The sequence below is a fragment of the Klebsiella africana genome (assembly GCF_020526085.1).
Taxonomy (GTDB): Bacteria; Pseudomonadota; Gammaproteobacteria; order Enterobacterales; family Enterobacteriaceae; genus Klebsiella; species Klebsiella africana.
Genome location: NZ_CP084874.1, coordinates 550,015 through 569,587, shown reverse-complemented (window position 1 = coordinate 569,587; position 19,573 = coordinate 550,015). Strand labels below are relative to the sequence as shown.

Below are 19,573 nucleotides of genomic sequence, written 5' to 3'. Positions count from 1 at the left end.
AATTCTCCAGAATAAAGACAAAAAAGGGGCCTAAAGCCCCTTTTTAAAATGATTGCCGGGTGGCGCTTCGCTTCCCCGGCGGCTTAGCCATCAGATGATTAATCGATGCTACGCTGAATTTCGATGATTTCGAACACTTCGATCATATCGCCAACGCGAACGTCGTTGTAGTTCTTCACACCGATACCACATTCCATGCCGTTACGGACTTCGTTAACGTCATCTTTGAAGCGGCGCAGGGATTCCAGCTCGCCTTCATAGATAACCACGTTATCGCGCAGAACGCGGATTGGGTTGTGACGTTTGATCGTCCCTTCGGTAACCATACAGCCCGCGATGGCGCCGAATTTCGGCGATTTGAAGACATCACGCACTTCAGCCAGACCGATGATCTGCTGTTTCAGTTCCGGAGACAGCATACCACTCATCGCCGCTTTCACTTCGTCGATCAGGTTATAGATGACGGAGTAGTAACGCAGATCCAGGCTTTCCGCTTCGATAACTTTACGTGCAGAGGCATCGGCACGAACGTTGAAGCCAACCAGAATCGCGTTGGATGCTGCAGCCAGGGTGGCGTCGGTTTCGGTGATACCACCTACGCCGGAACCGATGATCTTCACTTTCACTTCGTCGGTAGACAGTTTCAGTAAGGAATCGGAAATCGCTTCGACAGAACCCTGTACGTCCGCTTTCAGCACGATGTTCACTTCGTGAACTTCGCCTTCGGTCATGTTAGCGAACATGTTTTCCAGTTTAGATTTCTGCTGACGCGCCAGCTTAACTTCACGGAATTTGCCCTGACGATACAGCGCCACTTCACGCGCTTTCTTCTCGTCACGAACCACGGTCACTTCATCACCGGCAGCCGGCACACCGGACAGACCGAGGATTTCCACCGGAATGGACGGACCCGCTTCCAGCACTTCGCGGCCCAGTTCGTCACGCATCGCACGCACGCGGCCATACTCAAAGCCACACAGGACGATATCGCCCTTATGCAGGGTACCTTCGCGAACCAGAACGGTAGCCACCGGGCCACGACCTTTATCGAGGAAGGATTCGATGACCGCGCCGCTCGCCATCCCGTTACGAACCGCTTTCAGTTCGAGAACTTCAGCCTGCAGCAGGATCGCGTCCAGCAGGTCGTCAATACCGGTACCGGCTTTCGCGGAAACGTGGACGAACTGGCTCTCACCGCCCCACTCTTCCGGCAGGATGCCGTACTGGGACAGTTCGTTCTTCACGCGATCCGGATCAGCTTCTGGCTTATCGATTTTGTTCACCGCAACCACCACCGGTACCTGCGCCGCTTTAGCGTGCTGGATAGCTTCGATGGTCTGCGGCATCACGCCGTCGTCTGCCGCCACTACCAGAACCACGATATCCGTCGCCTGCGCACCACGAGCACGCATGGAGGTAAACGCGGCGTGGCCCGGGGTATCCAGGAAGGTGATCATGCCGTTGTCGGTTTCTACGTGGTAAGCACCGATGTGCTGGGTAATACCACCCGCTTCGCCGGAGGCAACCTTGGTAGAACGAATGTAGTCCAGCAGCGAGGTTTTACCATGGTCAACGTGACCCATGATGGTCACTACCGGTGCGCGCGGTTCAGCCGCAGCGCCGGTGTCACGGTCGCTCATTACTGCTTCTTCCAGTTCGTTTTCACGACGCAGGATAACTTTGTGGCCCATCTCTTCGGCTACCAGCTGTGCGGTTTCCTGGTCGATAACCTGGTTAATGGTCGCCATGGCGCCCAGCTTCATCATCGCTTTGATGACCTGAGAACCTTTCACCGCCATCTTGTTAGCCAGTTCGCCAACGGTGATGGTTTCGCCGATGATAACGTCACGGTTAACGGCCTGCGCCGGCTTCTGGAAGCCCTGCTGCAGAGCGGAACCTTTACGGTGTTTACCGCCTTTACCACCGCGAACGGCCGCACGGGCTTCTTCACGGTCAGCTTTCGACTCAGCGTGTTTGTTACCTTTCTTCGCCGGACGCGCCGCTTTGCTGCTACGGCTACGGCCGCGGCCGCCTTCGACTTCACGATCGTTATCATCTTCAGCCTGACGAGCATGCTGTGACGTGGTGACGTGATAGTCGCTGCTATCTTCCGGGCTGTCTGAGGTTTCAGACCAATTTTTTTCGTTTTCTTCTGCCATACGGCGTGCTTCTTCCGCTACACGGCGCGCTTCTTCTTCAAGTTTGCGGCGTGCTTCTTCTTCCGATTTGCGCTTCAGTTCCGCGGCTTCGTTCTCACGGCGGATCTTTTCAGCCTGGGCGGTTTTGGTCATTTCGTCGGTATGTTGATTGCTCACTTTGTCTTTTTCCGCAGCTTCACGTTTCGCTTTATCAGCGACTTCACGTTTAGCTTGTTCTGCGGCCTCACGTTCAGCTTTTAATTGCGCCTCGCGTTTTGCTGCTTCTTCAGCTTCACGACGGGCCTGCTCTTCCGCTTCACGCTGCGCCTGCTCTTCCGCTGCCAGGCGTTCAGCCTCTTGCGGATCGCGTTTCACAAAGGTGCGTTTCTTGCGGACTTCGATTTGTACCGATTTACTCTTCCCACCGGTACCTGGAATATTCAACGTACTGCGCGTCTTACGCTGTAACGTCAGCTTGTCTGGCGCCGAGCCGTGTTCACGGTTCAGGTGCGTCAACAAAGTTTGTTTCTCTTGCGCGGTCACAGAATCATCAGCCGATTTGCGAATGCCTGCGTCAGCAAATTGCTGTATCAGGCGATCCACAGAGGTCTGAATTTCTGAGGCCAGCGCTTTAATAGTCACATCTGTCATGCTGTTCCTTCCTGCTACAGTTTATTACGCTTCGTCGCCGAACCAACAAATGTTGCGAGCGGCCATGATGAGCTCGCCAGCTTTCTCGTCGGTCATCCCTTCGATATCAGCCAGGTCATCAACGCCCTGCTCGGCGAGATCTTCCAGCGTACAAACACCACGGGCAGCCAGTTTGAATGCCAGGGCACGATCCAAACCTTCCAGATTCAACAGATCATCGGCAGGTTTGTTATCGCCCAGGCTCTCTTCCTGAGCCAGCGCCAGCGTAGTCAGTGCGTTTTTCGCACGCTCACGAAGTGCTTCAACGGTGGCTTCATCCAGACCGTCGATTTCCAGCAGTTCTTTCATCGGCACATAGGCCAGCTCTTCCAGCGAGGAGAAGCCTTCTTCAACCAGCACTGTCGCGAAATCTTCATCAATATCGAGATATTTGGTGAAGGTATCGATAGCGGCATGCGCTTCCGCCTGGTGCTTAGCCTGCAGATCGTCAACGGTCATCACGTTGAGTTCCCAGCCGCTGAGCTGCGAAGCCAGGCGCACGTTCTGACCGTTACGGCCAATCGCCTGCGCCAGGTTGCCCGCTTCTACCGCGATATCCATGGTGTGTTTATCTTCATCCACCACGATGGACGCGACATCTGCCGGCGCCATGGCGTTAATCACGAACTGCGCCGGGTTATCATCCCACAGGACGATATCGATGCGTTCACCGCCCAGCTCAGTCGACACGGCCTGCACACGCGCACCGCGCATACCGACGCAAGCGCCAACCGGGTCGATGCGCTTGTCGTTGGTTTTCACCGCAATTTTGGCACGAGAGCCCGGATCGCGAGCCGCCGCTTTGATCTCCAGCACTTCTTCACCGATTTCCGGCACTTCAATGCGGAACAGTTCGATCAGCATCTCAGGTTTGGAACGGGTGACGAACAGCTGGGCGCCACGCGCTTCCGGACGGACAGCGTACAGTACGCCGCGAATGCGGTCGCCCGGACGGAAGTTTTCACGCGGCAGCATATCTTCACGCAGGATCACGGCTTCAGCGTTGTTACCCAGATCCAGAGTGATGTTGTCGCGGTTCACTTTTTTCACCACGCCGGTGATGATCTCACCTTCGTGCTCGCGGAACTGATCGACCACCATCGCGCGCTCAGCTTCGCGGACTTTCTGCACGATAACCTGTTTAGCGGTCTGCGTGGTGATACGGTCGAAGGTAACAGATTCAATCTGATCTTCGACATAGTCGCCGACGTTCATGCTTTCATCTTCGAAACGCGCGGCTTCGAGAGTGATCTCGCGCGTCGGCTGGGTGACTTCTTCTACAACCAGCCAGCGACGGAAAGTATCGAAATCGCCGCTCTTGCGGTCGATTTCTACGCGAACGTCGATCTCTTGTTCGTATTTTTTCTTGGTGGCCGTTGCCAGCGCGCTTTCCAGCGCTTCGAAAATTTTCTCACGCGGCAGCGCTTTTTCGTTGGAAACGGCTTCAACAACAGCCAAAATTTCTTTGTTCATCGGGGCCTTTCACCTCAATCCAGACTGTTAAAAGTGGGGAACCAGGTTCGCCTTCTGGATGTTACTCAGCGCGAACACTTCATCTTTGCCTTCGACGGTTACCGTGATCATCTCACCGTCTACCGCTTTGATAATGCCCTGCCATTTGCGGCGGTTCTGAACCGCCATGCGCAGCACCAGCGCAACTTCTTCGCCGGTGAAACGTTGATAGTGTTCGGCGGTGAACATCGGACGGTCAAGACCAGGCGAAGAGACTTCCAGGTTGTAAGCGACAGTGATCGGGTCTTCGACATCCATGACGGCGCTTACCTGGTGGCTCACATCAGCACAATCATCAACGTTGATGCCATCTTCACTATCAATATAGATGCGCAGTGTGGATGTGCGACCGCGAATAAATTCGATGCCGACCAGCTCAAAGCCAAGCGCTTCAACCGGCGCTGTGAGCATCTCTGTCAATTTTTGCTCTAATGTGGACAAACCCACCCCCAAGACATAAAAAAAGGGCGTATAGCCCAGTTATTCTGAAGTCAGATAACAAAAAACCCCGATAAATCGGGGCTTTAGATAACTGAACCCTGAGATCGCCATGGCGATCTGGAACACCTTCCGCAAGAATTCTTTCAAATCCGGCTACGAAGGACACCTAGTCCTCACAGTATATTTGAAAAAGTACTTAATGGGAAAGTGGTTGCGGGGGCCGGATTTGAACCGACGACCTTCGGGTTATGAGCCCGACGAGCTACCAGGCTGCTCCACCCCGCGCCTGAAACGTGGCATATTTTACTCTTTTTGAGTAAAAGACGCAAATACTGCTGGGATTTGGTACCGAAGACGGGACATAAAATCGGGATGAATTGTAACGGCAATTAGTATATTTTGTCAACATGCTTTTTAGCTTCCCCAATTGCCGTTTGTGCTGGTATTTCAGGCTTTTTTAGCAAAAAGATGATGAAGCCCTTCCTGTCGCCAGTAAAAGATGGTTAAATGAATACTCACAATTAATGCATAAAAATGCAGTTAAGGTTGTTGAGTCGAACTCACCACAGTCTATCGAGCAGGGTTTTATTTTATGACGACGATTCTCAAGCATCTCCCGGTTGGTCAACGTATTGGTATCGCTTTCTCTGGTGGACTGGATACCAGCGCCGCGCTGTTATGGATGCGCAAAAAAGGCGCCGTGCCTTATGCATATACCGCTAACCTGGGTCAACCGGACGAAGACGACTACGATGCTATTCCGCGCCGCGCGAAAGAGTACGGTGCTGAAGGCGCCCGTCTGATCGACTGCCGCAAACAGCTGGTCGCAGAAGGGATCGCGGCGATTCAGTGTGGCGCTTTCCATAACACTACCGGTGGGCTGACCTATTTCAACACCACACCGCTGGGCCGCGCAGTCACCGGCACCATGCTGGTAGCCGCAATGAAAGAAGACGGCGTCAACATCTGGGGCGATGGCAGCACCTATAAAGGCAACGATATCGAACGTTTCTATCGTTATGGCCTGCTGACCAACGCTGAACTGCAGATTTACAAACCCTGGCTGGACAGTGATTTCATCGATGAACTCGGTGGCCGCCACGAAATGTCCGAATTTATGATCGCCTGCGGCTTTGACTACAAAATGTCGGTCGAGAAAGCCTATTCCACCGACTCCAACATGCTCGGCGCGACCCATGAAGCGAAAGATCTCGAATTCCTGAACTCCAGCGTCAAGATCGTTAACCCGATTATGGGTGTGAAGTTCTGGGACGAAAACGTGAAAATCCCCGCAGAAGAGGTGACCGTGCGCTTTGAGCAGGGCCATCCGGTGGCGCTGAACGGCAAAACTTTTGCCGACGACGTCGAGATGATGCTGGAAGCCAACCGCATCGGCGGTCGTCACGGCCTGGGTATGAGCGACCAGATCGAGAACCGGATTATCGAAGCGAAAAGCCGCGGCATTTATGAAGCTCCCGGAATGGCGCTACTGCATATCGCTTACGAGCGTTTGCTGACCGGTATCCATAACGAAGATACCATTGAGCAATATCACGCCCACGGTCGCCAGCTGGGCCGTCTGCTCTATCAGGGCCGCTGGTTCGATTCCCAGGCGCTGATGCTGCGTGATTCGCTGCAGCGTTGGGTCGCCAGCCAGATTACCGGCGAAGTCACCCTTGAGCTGCGTCGCGGTAACGACTACTCGATCCTCAATACGGTATCCGACAACCTCACCTATAAAGCAGAGCGTCTGACTATGGAAAAAGGTGATTCCATGTTTACCGCTGAAGACCGTATCGGCCAGCTGACAATGCGTAATCTGGATATCACCGATACCCGCGAGAAACTGTTCGGCTATGCGCAGTCTGGCCTGCTGAGCGCCTCCTCAGCAACAGGTTTACCGCAGGTTGAGAATCTGGAAAACAAAAGCAAATAATCATCTGACGATGTTTTCCCTCAGCCGGCGGCCCTCCGCCGGCTTTTTATTTTTTGTTACCTGTCTGCGCCAGAAAAATCGAAAAGAGGCATTTTTTCCTTATCGCTCGATCAGCAAAATTGTTGACTATAATAACCTCAATTGATTAATTCATATCTGGTGATATACATCATGAATATTAAACCGCCGATCAGGCCGCAAAAGGCCATTGACCGACTGATCGATGTGCTTGAGCCACACGCGACGCCCGTTAACGCGATCGCCAGAAAAAGACTCACCTGGGAATATAAAGGCAAAACCCAGCTCTTTATTTTTAAAAAAGGTGAGCTGTCGATTATTCGTAATTCCGACAGGCTACTGATGGTAACCGTCTATGAGCCACATCTTTTCGGCGTGGCGGAAATGCTGCAGCCTAGCCGTAGCCATAGCCTGCGGGCAGAGGTCTCTTCCGAGCTGCTACGTATCGACTATGATCGGGCTTCAGCGCTATTTCGCCAGCATAACCTGTGGGAGGAAGTCACCAGCCTGCTGGCCTATCATACCTCTTATATGGTGTATCGTGACGATCTGGTCCTACAACAGCGAACCTATTCAGTGATCCGTAACCATCTGCTGGAAATGATGCTATTAACCGCAGAGACTCGACAGCGCGTGTCTATCCTTGAATATATTCAGGACCGAACCCATATGTCGCGTAGCAGTATTCTCAATGTCTTGTCAGCATTAAAGAAAGGCGGTTATATTACCTTTGCCCGCGGCGGCTATTTACAAAATATCGTCTCACTTCCTGAAAAATTCTGACTCGCGCTGCGCCCTGCCATTTATTGTTATTCGCGACAACAGCAAAAATGTTTAAATTTAAATCAATTAACGCTAACGGTAAAAAAAGAAAAATTTTATGCTGAGCGCCTGAATTTACCGGAGGACAACATGTCTCTGAGCAAGACCAGTGGGCCACCATACACGGTGTAAACCGTCGGGTCTGTACAGGCTCAGGATATGCCACCGGAAATCGGCCAGGCGTGAGCAGCGGTAGCATGAGTTGATCCCCTCACCTGCCGCCTGCCTCGACCACAACGATGAGATCCAAGAACCCGTTAATTTTGCCCGAACGCCCGTATCGGGCTTTTTTTTATCTGAAGGAATTCAACAATGAAGTCTATTGCTGCAAAAATGGTGGCCGTGATGGTCGCTTTGGGAACCAGCAGCGTCGCCTGCGCATCTGTTAACCTGCATGGGGAAGCTGGCGCCGAGTTTACCAATTTGTCCGCCAGCTTTGGCGCCGGGGAACCGGGGATGACGTTCAATTCTCAGTGGGCCCATAGCGACAACGACGGAGATAGCGTAGGGCTGGGAATGGGTTATAACTTTAACCTTGGCCCTTTTCTGATGACCCTGGGCGGTAAGGGGGTCTATCTGAACCCAAAAGATGGTGATGAAGGTTACGCCATCGCCGCCGGTGGTGGCGCTGAACTCCCCCTTGGTCAGTATTTCACGCTCTTCGGCGAGGGCTATTACTCACCGGACTCAATGTCCAGCGGCGTTGAGGATTATGTGGAGGCCAATGCCGGGGTACGCCTTAACGTGCTCCCATCGCTGAATATCGAAGCTGGCTATCGCTATATTGATATGGCGGGGAAAGATGGCCATCGCGATAACACGCTGGCCGACGGCGCTTACGCCGGGGTTAACTTCCGCTTTTAACGCTTCGCAGGGATTGCCGGTCGGCAGTCCCTGCTTCATTCTCAGCTGGCCAACGGCACGCTTTTTAACACGCGGTTGATCTCCTGTAGGCCCGCAACATTATTCTCTTTGCGGTAAACCTCATTCATGGACGCCATCTGCTCCAGGCGAGTCAGGGCGCCATATACCTGATACGCCTCACTATGTCTGTCGAACACATCGCGACGCTCCACATTCTGCAAATAATGACTTTTCAACGAATGATTAAGACGACCAATCAGTGCCGTATTGTCCTGGAAATAGCGCGTCACCACCTGGGCATTGTTCGCCGCAACCCCTGGCTCACTGTACGATACCGGTACGGTAAGCGCATTAATGGTCTCTACCGTTTTGGATGGTGATGTTGAACTACACCCCGTTAAACCGAGCACGCCGGCGACGATAAGCAACCCGATCTTGTTCATTGTGTCACTTCACCTCTGTTAATTTGACGAGGCGACTTTAACGACAGTAAAAGGAGGTAACCAGCGAAGAGATGTTTATAAATAAACGGCCAGCGAGGATAAAAACGAAAAAAGACGCTTTTCAGCGTCTTTTTTCTGGAATATTGGTACCGAGGATGGGACTCGAACCCACAAGCCCGTTAGGGCACTACCACCTCAAGGTAGCGTGTCTACCAATTCCACCACCTCGGTACAGAATACTTAGTGCGGGATATCGCTGCTCGGCTGAGCCGGCGCAGTTGGCTGAGTTTGCTCCGTTTTCGGTGCGCTCAGATTATCCCACTCACTTCCTTTATTGGTCTTGTTGCTGTTGATGTTACCCAGCGCCAGACTGATGATGAAGAACAGCGCAGCCAGGATGCCGGTCATACGGGTCATGAAGTTACCAGAACCGCTGGACCCAAACAGTGTGCCGGAAGCGCCTGCACCGAAGGAGGCTCCCATATCAGCGCCTTTACCTTGTTGCAGCATAACCAGACCGACAAGGCCAATCGCTACAATAAGGAAAACTACCAAAAGAGCTTCGTACATAATCAACCTGTTCCTTGCGGATTCGCCGCATACCAAGTGCTTCGACCAATAAAGCGGGACGTTTTAACGTTTCCCACTGAAGCGGGTGTGAATACTAACCAAAGCGAATGACCTTCGCAAGGGCAATTTCGACACATTGTATCAACTGCAGAAAAAAACAGCAAAAAGCCAGTTTTCGATCATAAAAAAGGCGGCAAGCGCCGCCTTTTTAACCACTTAACCGGAAACATTAGACGCTTTTTACCGCCTCAGCGATACGGTGTGCGAATTCGTGTACCTGATCTTCATGCTCGCCTTCCACCATCACGCGGATCAGCGGCTCCGTACCCGATTTACGCAGCAGGACACGGCCGCGTTTACCTAACGCCGCCTCCACGTCCGCGGTCACCGCTTTCACATGTTCGTTCTCCAGAGGGTTACCACTGCCCTCGGTAAAGCGGACATTCACCAGCAGCTGAGGGAACATTTTCATGCCACTGCACAGGTCATGCAGACTCATATGATTGCGCACCATCGCCGCAACCACCTGCAGGCTGGCAACGATGCCGTCACCGGTGGTGGTTTTATCCAGCAGGATCACATGGCCGGAGTTTTCCGCCCCGATGCGCCAGCCTTTTTCCTGGAGCATCTCCAGTACATAGCGGTCACCGACCTTCGCGCGGGCAAACGGGATGCCTAACTGCTTGAGCGCCAGCTCCAGCCCCATATTACTCATCAGGGTGCCGACGGCGCCGCCGCGCAGCTGCCCCTGACGCAATCCTTCCCGGGCAATGATGTAGAGGATCTGGTCGCCATCGACTTTATTGCCTTCATGGTCAACCATGATCACGCGATCGCCATCGCCGTCATAGGCAATGCCCAAATCGGCTTTTTCCGCCAGCACCCGCGCCTGAAGCGCCCGCACGTCGGTGGCGCCGACCTCTTCGTTGATGTTAAGGCCATCAGGCTCACAGCCCATCGCGATAACCTGGGCTCCCAGCTCGCGGAAGACATTAGGGGCGATGTGATAGGTCGCGCCGTGCGCGCAGTCCACTACCACTTTCAGCGTACCCAGGCTCAGTTCGTTGGGAAAGGTACCCTTACAAAATTCAATGTAGCGCCCCGCCGCATCGACGATACGGCTGGCTTTGCCCAGCTCAGCCGAATCCACGCAGGTGAGTTCTTTCTCCATTTCGGCTTCAATCGCCTCTTCGACATCATCCGGCAGCTTGGTGCCCTCAATGGAGAAGAATTTAATGCCGTTGTCGTAGAAAGGGTTATGTGAAGCAGAGATAACAATCCCCGCCTCAGCGCGGAAGGCGCGCGTCAGGTAGGCGATGGCCGGTGTCGGCATGGGTCCGGTGAACGACGCAGAGAGCCCCGCGGCCGCCAGTCCGGCTTCCAGCGCTGACTCCAGCATATAACCCGAAATACGGGTATCCTTGCCGATAATAATTTTACGCGAGCCGTGGCGCGCTAATACTTTGCCTGCCGCCCAGCCCAGCTTAAGTACAAATTCCGGCGTGATCGGCGCATCGCCGACGCGGCCACGAATACCATCGGTGCCAAAATACTTGCGGTTACTCATAACGTTTTTTTCCCTTAGCGGCGAGAGTGGCTTCCACCACGCGCAGCGCTTCTACCGTTTCTTTGACATCATGGACGCGAATAATCTGCGCGCCCTGCATTGCTGCAATGACGGCACACGCCAGGCTGCCGTTCAGCCGCTCCGACGGCCCGACGTTCAGCAACTGACCTACCATCGACTTCCGCGACATACCGACCAGCAGCGGCAGACCAAAGTGATGAAACTCCCCCAGTCTCGCCAGCAGTTGGTAATTATGGGAGAGATTTTTACCGAAACCGAATCCCGGGTCGAGTAGCAATTTTTCTTTTGCGATCCCCGCCTGCTCGCAGCGCACAATGTGTTCGGTAAAAAAGCGCTCAACATCAGCGAAGACGTTTTCATACTTCGGCGCCTCCTGCATGGTTTTCGGCTGTCCTTGCATGTGCATCAGACACACCGGCAACCCGCTATCCGCGGCGGCCTGCAGCGCGCCTGGTTCGGTGAGCGAACGAATATCGTTAATGATATGCGCCCCAGCCCGGGATGATTCGCGAATAACTTCCGCCTTGGAGGTGTCCACTGAGATCCATACCTCAAAGCGCTGAGCGATCGCTTCAACGACCGGGATCACCCGCGCAAGCTCCTCTTCCACGCTAACCTCAGCCGCCCCTGGCCGCGTCGATTCACCGCCGATATCAATGATGGTCGCGCCGGCATTGATCATCAGATTGGCATGCTTCACCGCCTCAATTAGTGAATTGTGGGCGCCGCCATCGGAGAATGAGTCCGGCGTCACATTTAAAATACCCATCACGTGGGGGTGAGAGAGATCGAGGGTTGAGCCCTGGGCTACAAGTTTCATCACAAAATCCCTGAGACTGAAGAGGTTAAAAAAGAAAAACCCCGGAGCGGGCGCCCCGGGGTTTTAAGGTTAAAACAAGACATCAACAGCGGTAGCTTACTTGTCGCCCAGCTGCTCTGACATGGTGTTGCCCGGGTTCGGCGTACGCGGTTCATCAACCGGACGCGGCGCACGAGGCGTGCCATTGTTGTCAGAGTTATTAGAAGAACCTGGTTCTTCCCAACCCGCTGGCGGACGAACATCGCGACGAGCCATCAGGTCGTCAATCTGCGGCGCATCGATAGTCTCATACTTCATGAGCGCATCTTTCATTGCGTGCAGAATGTCCATGTTGTCGTTCAGCAGCTGACGAGCACGACCATAGTTACGCTCAATCAGCGATTTCACTTCCTGGTCGATGATACGTGCAGTTTCATCGGACATATGCTTCGCTTTCGCGACGCTACGACCGAGGAAGACTTCACCCTCTTCTTCCGCATACAGCAGCGGACCGAGTTTGTCGGAGAAGCCCCACTGGGTCACCATGTTACGCGCCAGGTTCGTTGCCACTTTAATGTCGTTGGACGCACCGGTAGAAACATGTTCCGGACCGTAGATAATCTCTTCCGCCAGACGACCGCCGTACAGGGTGGAGATCTGGCTTTCCAGTTTCTGACGGCTGGCGCTGATCGCATCGCCTTCCGGCAGGAAGAAGGTCACACCCAGCGCACGGCCGCGCGGGATAATCGTCACTTTGTGCACCGGATCGTGCTCCGGCACCAGGCGACCGATAATCGCGTGGCCCGCTTCATGGTAAGCGGTCGATTCTTTCTGCGCTTCCGTCATCACCATGGAGCGACGTTCCGCACCCATCATGATTTTGTCTTTCGCTTTCTCGAACTCAACCATCGATACAACGCGTTTGTTGCCGCGGGCAGCAAACAGCGCCGCTTCGTTGACCAGGTTGGCCAGATCCGCACCGGAGAAGCCCGGGGTACCGCGCGCAATGATTGCCGCATCGATATCCGGCGCCAGCGGTACGCGACGCATATGCACTTTCAGGATCTGCTCGCGACCGCGAACATCCGGCAGGCCAACCACCACCTGGCGGTCAAAGCGGCCAGGACGCAGCAGCGCGGGGTCAAGAACGTCCGGACGGTTAGTCGCCGCGATAACGATGATACCTTCGTTACCTTCGAAGCCGTCCATCTCAACCAGCATCTGGTTCAGGGTTTGCTCACGTTCATCGTGACCACCGCCCAGGCCTGCGCCACGCTGGCGGCCGACGGCGTCGATTTCATCGATGAAGATGATGCAAGGCGCTGCTTTCTTGGCCTGTTCAAACATGTCACGCACACGAGATGCGCCCACACCGACGAACATTTCTACGAAGTCAGAACCGGAAATGGTAAAGAACGGGACCTTAGCTTCACCAGCGATCGCTTTCGCCAGCAGCGTTTTACCGGTACCCGGAGGGCCGACCATCAGAACGCCTTTCGGGATCTTACCGCCCAGTTTCTGGAAGCGGCTCGGCTCACGCAGGTATTCTACCAGTTCGCCGACTTCCTCTTTCGCTTCGTCACACCCGGCAACGTCTGCAAAAGTGGTTTTGATCTGGTCTTCCGTCAACATACGGGCTTTGCTTTTGCCGAAGGACATCGCGCCCTTCCCGCCGCCGCCCTGCATTTGCCGCATAAAGAAGATCCAGACGCCGATCAACAGCAGCATTGGGAACCAGGAGATGAAGATAGAAGCCAGCAGGCTCGGCTCTTCTGGTGGTTCACCAACAACTTTGACGTTTTTAGTCAACAGGTTATCGAGCAGCTTCGGATCGTTAACCGGAATGTAAGTCGTGTAACGGTTACTATCTTTCTTGGTAACGTTGATCTCACGTCCGTTGATACGCGCTTCGCGAACCTGGTCCTGATTGACCTCTTGCAGGAAGGTAGAATAATCCACCTTGCGGCCATTCGACTCGCTGGGCCCAAAGCTCTGGAATACTGACATCAGCACAACGGCAATGACCAGCCAGAGTATTAGGTTTTTCGCCATGTCACTCAAGGGATTAACCTCTTATTACAACTGTGTTAAAAACAGCGTCAGGATACTCTATATCCAGTTTCTTTCAAACTTTCGTTTGAAATCTGCCGGTTATGGTTTACGCCCGGTCGCTACAATATACACTTCACGCGAACGAGCGCGGGAAGAGTCCGGCTTACGAACTTTGACCTTCGTAAACAGGGAGCGAATTTCTCTAAGATACTCATCGAAGCCTTCGCCCTGGAACACCTTCACTACAAAACTACCACCTGGCGCTAATACATCACGAGACATTTCAAGCGCCAGCTCAACCAGATACATGGCCCGGGGAATATCCACCGCCGGTGTTCCGCACATATTTGGTGCCATATCAGACATGACAACTTGTACTTTACTGTCACCTACGCGCTCAAGTAACGCTTTCAAGACTAATTCATCACGAAAATCGCCCTGAAGAAAGTCCACACCAACGATTGGATCCATTGGTAAAAGATCGCAAGCGATGATGCGGCCGCTGTTGCCGATCTGCGTGACCGCATACTGCGACCAGCCACCGGGAGCAGCGCCGAGGTCAACGATAGTCATCCCCGGTTTAAAAATTTTGTCACTTTGCTGTATTTCATCAAGTTTAAACCAGGCACGGGAACGTAACCCCTTTTTCTGTGCCTGTTGAACATATTTATCGCTAAAGTGTTCCTGAAGCCAGCGGCTTGAGCTGGCAGAACGCTTTTTACCTGTCATTTAACATTCCCGTTCGGGTTCATCGTACTTCACTGCGTAAAAATCGACGCGGTAGTTTGGCGATATATGGGAGATGGCGGTAGAATGACCCGTTTTCAATCCCAACGTAAGCAAAAAAATACGATGAATCTGAGTACTAAACAAAAACAGCACCTGAAAGGTCTGGCACATCCGCTCAAGCCGGTAGTTATGCTTGGCAACAATGGTTTGACCGAAGGGGTACTGGCCGAGATTGAACAAGCGTTAGAGCACCATGAGCTCATCAAGGTGAAGATCGCCTCGGAAGATCGCGAAACTAAAGCCCTGATCGTGGAAGCTATCGTACGCGAAACCGGCGCCTGCAACGTACAGGTCATCGGTAAAACGCTGGTTCTGTATCGCCCGACTAACGAGCGTAAAATCTCGCTGCCACGCTAAGAATATCCTGGTTCAAGACACAACTTTGTGTAAAACGAGGGTTTTCTGCGGTCAGGCGAGCAAAATGCCATGCTCCGGATGTTGATAAAAGGCCGCTATGCGGCCTTTTTCCTTTCTTTACAATCTATCAACATCGTAGCGGGAAATACGCCTTAAAGGTACTCAACCTTAATAATTTCGTATTCCACTTCACCGCCTGGCGTGCGGATGGTCACAACATCGTCCTGCTCTTTACCAATCAGACCGCGGGCAATTGGCGAGTTCACGGAGATCAGATTCTGCTTAAAATCGGCCTCATCGTCACCCACGATGCGGTAGGTCTGTTCCTCGTCGGTATCGAGGTTCAGCACACTGACGGTAGAGCCAAAAATCACCCGACCATTGTTCGGCATTTTGGTGATATCGATGACCTGCGCATTGGACAGTTTCGCTTCGATATCCTTGATACGCCCCTCGCAGAAACCCTGCTGCTCGCGCGCAGCGTGGTACTCAGCATTCTCTTTCAAATCGCCGTGTTCACGGGCCTCAGCAATAGCGGCAATGATTTCAGGACGACGTACAGACTTCAGATAATCCAGTTCTTCGCGCAGTTTCTCAGCGCCACGTAAGGTCATCGGAATCGCTTGCATTAGTTATACCTCTTTATCATTCCTTCAGGGAACGGACGGTTCCGCTCCGCCACCTGCCCTGCCCACAGGCAGGACACGAGCAAAAAGAAACCGACCCGGGAAACACTCCCCAGGTCAGCAGCAATTTTTCATTTGATAGGTATTTTACCCCGAAGTTCCTTATGGGTCATCGTTTACTTTACCGGGCGTTGCACCGTAGTATGACGGCCTGGCTTCAGGTTGTTAGCGCGAGATTATGCGATTTCCCAGATTTATCATCGGATTGACTGCCGGTATAGCGCTTAGCGCGCAGGCAGCGAATATTGACGAGTACATCACCCAGCTTCCCGCCGGTGCGAACCTTGCCTTTATGGCGCAGAAGGTCGGTGCATCGACGCCGGAAATCGACTATCACAGCCAGCAAATGGCGCTTCCAGCCAGTACGCAAAAGGTCATCACCGCGCTGGCGGCTCTGCTGCAACTGGGGCCCGATTTTCGCTTTACCACCACGCTGGAAACCAAAGGCTCACTGGACGGCGGCGTGCTGAAAGGCGACCTGATTGCACGCTTCGGCGGCGATCCGACGCTCAAACGGCAGGATATTCGCAATATGGTGGCGACGCTGAAAAAAGCTGGCGTGCAACGTATCGAAGGCAATGTGCTCATCGATACCTCGGTCTTCGCCAGCCATGATAAAGCGCCTGGTTGGCCGTGGAACGACCTGACACAGTGCTTCAGCGCCCCGCCGGCGGCAGCGATTGTCGACCGCAACTGCTTCTCCATTTCGCTGTATAGCGCGCAGAAACCGGGCGATGTCGCCTTCATTCGCGTTGCGTCCTACTATCCGGTCACCATGTTCAGCCAGGTGCGAACGCTGGCGCGTGGCTCATCGGAAGCGCAGTATTGCGAGCTCGACGTGGTGCCGGGCGATCTCAATCGCTATACCCTCACCGGCTGCCTGCCGCAGCGTAGCGAGCCGCTGCCGCTGGCCTTCGCCATTCAGGATGGCGCCAGCTACGCCGGAGCGATCCTCAAAGCGGAGCTGGCCCAGGCGGGGATCACCTACAGCGGTACGCTGCTGCGCCAGACGCTGGCCAATGAGCCTGGCACCGTGCTGGCTACCACTCAGTCGGCTCCTCTGCACGATCTGCTGCGGATTATGCTGAAGAAATCAGACAACATGATTGCGGATACCGTCTTTCGCACCATCGGCCATGCCCGGTTCGGCGTACCTGGCACCTGGCGGGCGGGATCCGATGCTGTACGGCAGATCCTGCGTCAACAGGCTGGGGTCGATCTTGGCAATACGATCATCGCCGACGGCTCTGGCCTCTCGCGCCACAATCTGATCGCTCCGGCAACCATGATGCAGGTGCTACAGTATATCGCCCAGCACGATACCGAGCTCAACTTCATCTCGATGCTGCCGCTGGCAGGCCACGACGGATCGCTGCAGTATCGCGCCGGTCTTCATCAGGCGGGCGTCGATGGCAAAGTCTCGGCGAAAACCGGATCGCTGCAGGGGGTTTACAACCTTGCAGGCTTCATCACTACCGCCAGCGGACAAAAGGTGGCCTTCGTGCAATATCTCTCCGGCTACGCCGTGGAGCCCGCTGATCAGCGCAATCGCCGCATCCCACTGGTCCGCTTTGAAAGTCGCTTGTATAAAGATTTGTACCAGAACAATTAAAACAAAAGGGCCGCATCAGATGCGGCCCTTTTTGATCCCGAGAAGTCAGGATTAGCGTTTGTAGATGAATTCGACGCCTTCTTCGTCGTCTTCGTCCCAGTCGTCATCCCAGTCTTCGTCATCTTCCGCTTCGGCTTCGGCCTCTTCAAGCTGCTGACGGTGATAGTCGTCCCACATAAACTCGACTTTCTCCGGCTTCTGCTCTTCTTCCGCCTGCACGATCGGGTTTTCGATGATGAAGGTCATCACGTCCCAGCACAGCTCTTTCACGCCCTGCTGGCTGGCCGCGGAGATCAGGTAGAATTTCTCTTCCCAACCTAACGCTTCGGCAATGGCCTTGGCTTTGGCTTCAGCCTCCGCTTTGTCCATCAGGTCAATCTTGTTGAAAACCAACCAGCGCGGTTTAGAAGCCAGCTTCTCGCTGTATTTCTCCAGTTCGCCGATGATAATGCGCGCATTCTCAACCGGATCGGAACCGTCGATCGGATCGATATCAATGAGGTGCAGCAGTACCCGGCAGCGCTCGAGGTGCTTGAGGAAGCGGATACCGAGGCCTGCGCCTTCCGCAGCGCCTTCAATCAGCCCCGGGATATCGGCAACTACGAAGCTCTTTTCATTGTCCATACGCACCACGCCCAGGCTTGGCACCAGGGTGGTAAACGGATAGTCAGCCACTTTCGGCTTGGCGGCGGAGACCGCACGGATGAAGGTGGATTTGCCGGCGTTCGGCATCCCCAGCATTCCGACGTCGGCCAGCAGCATCAGCTCCAGCTGCAGGTCGCGTTTATCACCCGGGGTACCCATGGTCTTCTGACGCGGCGTACGGTTAACGGATGATTTGAAACGGGTGTTGCCCAGACCGTGCCAGCCGCCTTTCGCTACCATCAGACGCTGACCGTGTTTGGTCATATCGCCCATGGTCTCGCCGGTGCCCTGGTCGATAACTCGGGTCCCGACCGGCACTTTTACCGTCACGTCTTTACCGCGCTTACCGGTACAATCGCGGCTTTGACCATTCTGCCCACGTTCGGCGCGGAAAGATTTTTCAAAACGGTAGTCGATCAGGGTGTTCAGGTTCTCGTCCGCTTCCAGCCAGACATCGCCGCCGTCACCGCCATCGCCGCCGTCCGGACCGCCTTTCGGAATATATTTTTCGCGGCGGAAGCTCACGCAACCATTACCGCCGTCACCTGCTACGACCAGGATCGTTGCTTCATCTACAAACTTCATTTTACTCTCCGTAAATCATTCGCCTGAGCGGGGCAGCGGTACTACCGCCTCTCGCTTACGCCAACGCCCCCAAAGGCGATGGCCGATGGCGGAATACATCGCGCCCGCAACCACGACAAACGCACCGAGATAACCAATCAGGTTTAACATCGGTCTGGCGAAAACATCGGGCCAGGCCATTGATAATAAATCAGAAAACAGTAGCGTAAACAGTGGCGTCAAGGTGATTAACGCGCTGACCTGCGCCGCCTGCCAGCGCGCCATGGCTTCCGCCAGCGCCCCGTAGCCGACCAGGGTATTGAGCCCGCAAAAAATCAGGCATGCCAGTTGCCAGCTGCTTAACCGGGAAATCACTCCGGGCTCAGCAAGCGGCAGTAATGCAATCGTACATAAAGTGTACAGCAAAAACAGTATCTGCTGAGATGCCAGACGGCGCAATAACACCTTTTGCGCGACGCCGTAGCTTACCCACACTGTCGCGGCAGCAACGCCGAAAATTACCCCCCACGTGTAATCCGTGAGACGGGTAAAGATTTCAATCAGGCTGGTGTTGAAGAACATCACCAGCCCGCTGAGCAACATCAATGCGCCTACCACCTGGGTGCCGCGCATGCGCTCTTTCAGGATTACGACGCTAGCCACCATCATCCCCACCGGCGATAGCTGGCCGATGACCTGAGATGCCGTGGGGCTGAGGTATTGCAGGGAAGAACTGAACAGAATGAAGTTACCGAACAGGCCGCCGGTGGCAATCGCTAATAGCACCAGCCAGCGCGGCTTGCGGAAAATCCGCAGCGGCGGCAGCTTGCCTTTAATCGCGAGGATAGCACCAAGCCCAATACTGGCCATCAGGAAGCGATAAAACACCACCGTAGGCGGCGCCATCACCTCAAGAACCTGCTTCATCGCAATCGGCAGCGCTCCCCAACACATGGCGGTAGTGAGCGCCAGAATAATGCCAATCCCAGCCTGCTGCTTCATGCCTGTTTCCCTGCAACAATTTTCCAGTAGACGAATGTAAAAAGC

Annotated in this window: 17 protein-coding genes and 2 tRNA genes; 5 read left to right on the top strand and 14 right to left on the bottom strand. The window is 54.1% G+C overall.

Features of this window, described 5'->3' with window-relative positions; all coding sequences use genetic code 11:
* Positions 1-98 precede the first annotated feature (98 nt).
* The 4 genes from infB to LGL98_RS02745 all read right to left on the bottom strand — a co-directional run bounded on the left by infB (position 99) and on the right by LGL98_RS02745 (position 5,066).
* Positions 99-2,789, bottom strand: coding sequence for a translation initiation factor IF-2 (gene infB, locus LGL98_RS02760; RefSeq protein ID WP_008806629.1), 2,691 nt, complete (start codon positions 2,787-2,789; stop codon positions 99-101).
* 24 nt (positions 2,790-2,813) lie between these two features.
* Positions 2,814-4,301: a transcription termination factor NusA gene (nusA, locus tag LGL98_RS02755; protein WP_002918252.1), complete on the bottom strand. Its 1,488-nt coding sequence runs from the start codon at positions 4,299-4,301 to the stop codon at positions 2,814-2,816.
* A 27-nt stretch (positions 4,302-4,328) separates the two neighbouring features.
* Positions 4,329-4,781: a ribosome maturation factor RimP gene (gene rimP, locus LGL98_RS02750; RefSeq protein ID WP_002918364.1), complete on the bottom strand. Its 453-nt coding sequence runs from the start codon at positions 4,779-4,781 to the stop codon at positions 4,329-4,331.
* Positions 4,782-4,989: 208 nt separating this feature from the next.
* Positions 4,990-5,066, bottom strand: a tRNA-Met gene (locus tag LGL98_RS02745).
* A gap of 307 nt (positions 5,067-5,373) precedes the next feature.
* Between LGL98_RS02745 and argG the strand changes: the two genes are divergently transcribed.
* From argG to LGL98_RS02730, 3 genes are all read left to right on the top strand, one after another.
* Entirely contained in the window at positions 5,374-6,717 is a 1,344-nt protein-coding gene (gene argG / locus LGL98_RS02740; RefSeq protein ID WP_136031097.1) for an argininosuccinate synthase, read from the top strand.
* 171 nt (positions 6,718-6,888) lie between these two features.
* Positions 6,889-7,518, top strand: coding sequence for a winged helix-turn-helix transcriptional regulator (locus tag LGL98_RS02735; protein WP_136031095.1), 630 nt, complete (start codon positions 6,889-6,891; stop codon positions 7,516-7,518).
* 351 nt (positions 7,519-7,869) lie between these two features.
* Positions 7,870-8,421, top strand: a complete 552-nt coding sequence (locus tag LGL98_RS02730) for a YfaZ family outer membrane protein (RefSeq protein ID WP_136031093.1) — start codon at positions 7,870-7,872, stop codon at positions 8,419-8,421.
* Between the two features lie 41 nt (positions 8,422-8,462).
* Here LGL98_RS02730 and LGL98_RS02725 read toward each other — a convergent pair whose 3' ends face one another.
* From LGL98_RS02725 to rlmE, 7 genes are all read right to left on the bottom strand, one after another.
* A complete protein-coding gene (locus LGL98_RS02725) occupies positions 8,463-8,711 on the bottom strand; it encodes a KPN_03583 family lipoprotein (protein ID WP_136031227.1) in 249 nt (82 codons plus the stop codon).
* Between the two features lie 297 nt (positions 8,712-9,008).
* Positions 9,009-9,095, bottom strand: a tRNA-Leu gene (locus tag LGL98_RS02720).
* 9 nt (positions 9,096-9,104) lie between these two features.
* Positions 9,105-9,434 (bottom strand): preprotein translocase subunit SecG, encoded by a 330-nt coding sequence (gene secG, locus LGL98_RS02715; protein WP_025712530.1) that lies wholly within the window; start codon positions 9,432-9,434, stop codon positions 9,105-9,107.
* A 229-nt stretch (positions 9,435-9,663) separates the two neighbouring features.
* On the bottom strand, positions 9,664-11,001 hold the full coding sequence (gene glmM, locus LGL98_RS02710) for a phosphoglucosamine mutase (protein ID WP_136031091.1): 1,338 nt from the start codon (positions 10,999-11,001) through the stop codon (positions 9,664-9,666).
* On the bottom strand, positions 10,994-11,842 hold the full coding sequence (gene folP / locus LGL98_RS02705; RefSeq protein WP_136031090.1) for a dihydropteroate synthase: 849 nt from the start codon (positions 11,840-11,842) through the stop codon (positions 10,994-10,996). The genes glmM and folP overlap by 8 nt, the downstream gene beginning before the upstream one ends.
* Positions 11,843-11,938: 96 nt before the next feature.
* Positions 11,939-13,873 carry an ATP-dependent zinc metalloprotease FtsH gene (ftsH, locus tag LGL98_RS02700; RefSeq protein WP_004206183.1) on the bottom strand — a complete coding sequence of 645 codons (1,935 nt, stop codon included), beginning with the start codon at positions 13,871-13,873 and terminating at the stop codon, positions 11,939-11,941.
* 99 nt (positions 13,874-13,972) lie between these two features.
* Positions 13,973-14,602, bottom strand: a complete 630-nt coding sequence (gene rlmE / locus LGL98_RS02695) for a 23S rRNA (uridine(2552)-2'-O)-methyltransferase RlmE (RefSeq protein ID WP_008806638.1) — start codon at positions 14,600-14,602, stop codon at positions 13,973-13,975.
* Between the two features lie 123 nt (positions 14,603-14,725).
* On the opposite strand from rlmE, the gene yhbY reads away from it, so the two are divergent.
* Positions 14,726-15,019 (top strand): ribosome assembly RNA-binding protein YhbY, encoded by a 294-nt coding sequence (gene yhbY / locus LGL98_RS02690; protein WP_025712532.1) that lies wholly within the window; start codon positions 14,726-14,728, stop codon positions 15,017-15,019.
* Positions 15,020-15,171: 152 nt separating this feature from the next.
* On the opposite strand, the gene greA is transcribed toward yhbY, so the two are convergent.
* Entirely contained in the window at positions 15,172-15,648 is a 477-nt protein-coding gene (gene greA, locus LGL98_RS02685) for a transcription elongation factor GreA (RefSeq protein ID WP_025712533.1), read from the bottom strand.
* A 235-nt stretch (positions 15,649-15,883) separates the two neighbouring features.
* On the opposite strand from greA, the gene dacB reads away from it, so the two are divergent.
* Positions 15,884-17,317 (top strand): serine-type D-Ala-D-Ala carboxypeptidase, encoded by a 1,434-nt coding sequence (gene dacB / locus LGL98_RS02680; RefSeq protein WP_136031088.1) that lies wholly within the window; start codon positions 15,884-15,886, stop codon positions 17,315-17,317.
* A 51-nt stretch (positions 17,318-17,368) separates the two neighbouring features.
* Here the strand turns inward: dacB and cgtA are convergent, their stop codons facing one another.
* Positions 17,369-18,547, bottom strand: a complete 1,179-nt coding sequence (gene cgtA, locus LGL98_RS02675) for an Obg family GTPase CgtA (protein ID WP_002918377.1) — start codon at positions 18,545-18,547, stop codon at positions 17,369-17,371.
* A 15-nt stretch (positions 18,548-18,562) separates the two neighbouring features.
* Positions 18,563-19,528 (bottom strand): DMT family transporter, encoded by a 966-nt coding sequence (locus tag LGL98_RS02670; protein WP_004206187.1) that lies wholly within the window; start codon positions 19,526-19,528, stop codon positions 18,563-18,565.
* Positions 19,529-19,573 lie beyond the last annotated feature (45 nt).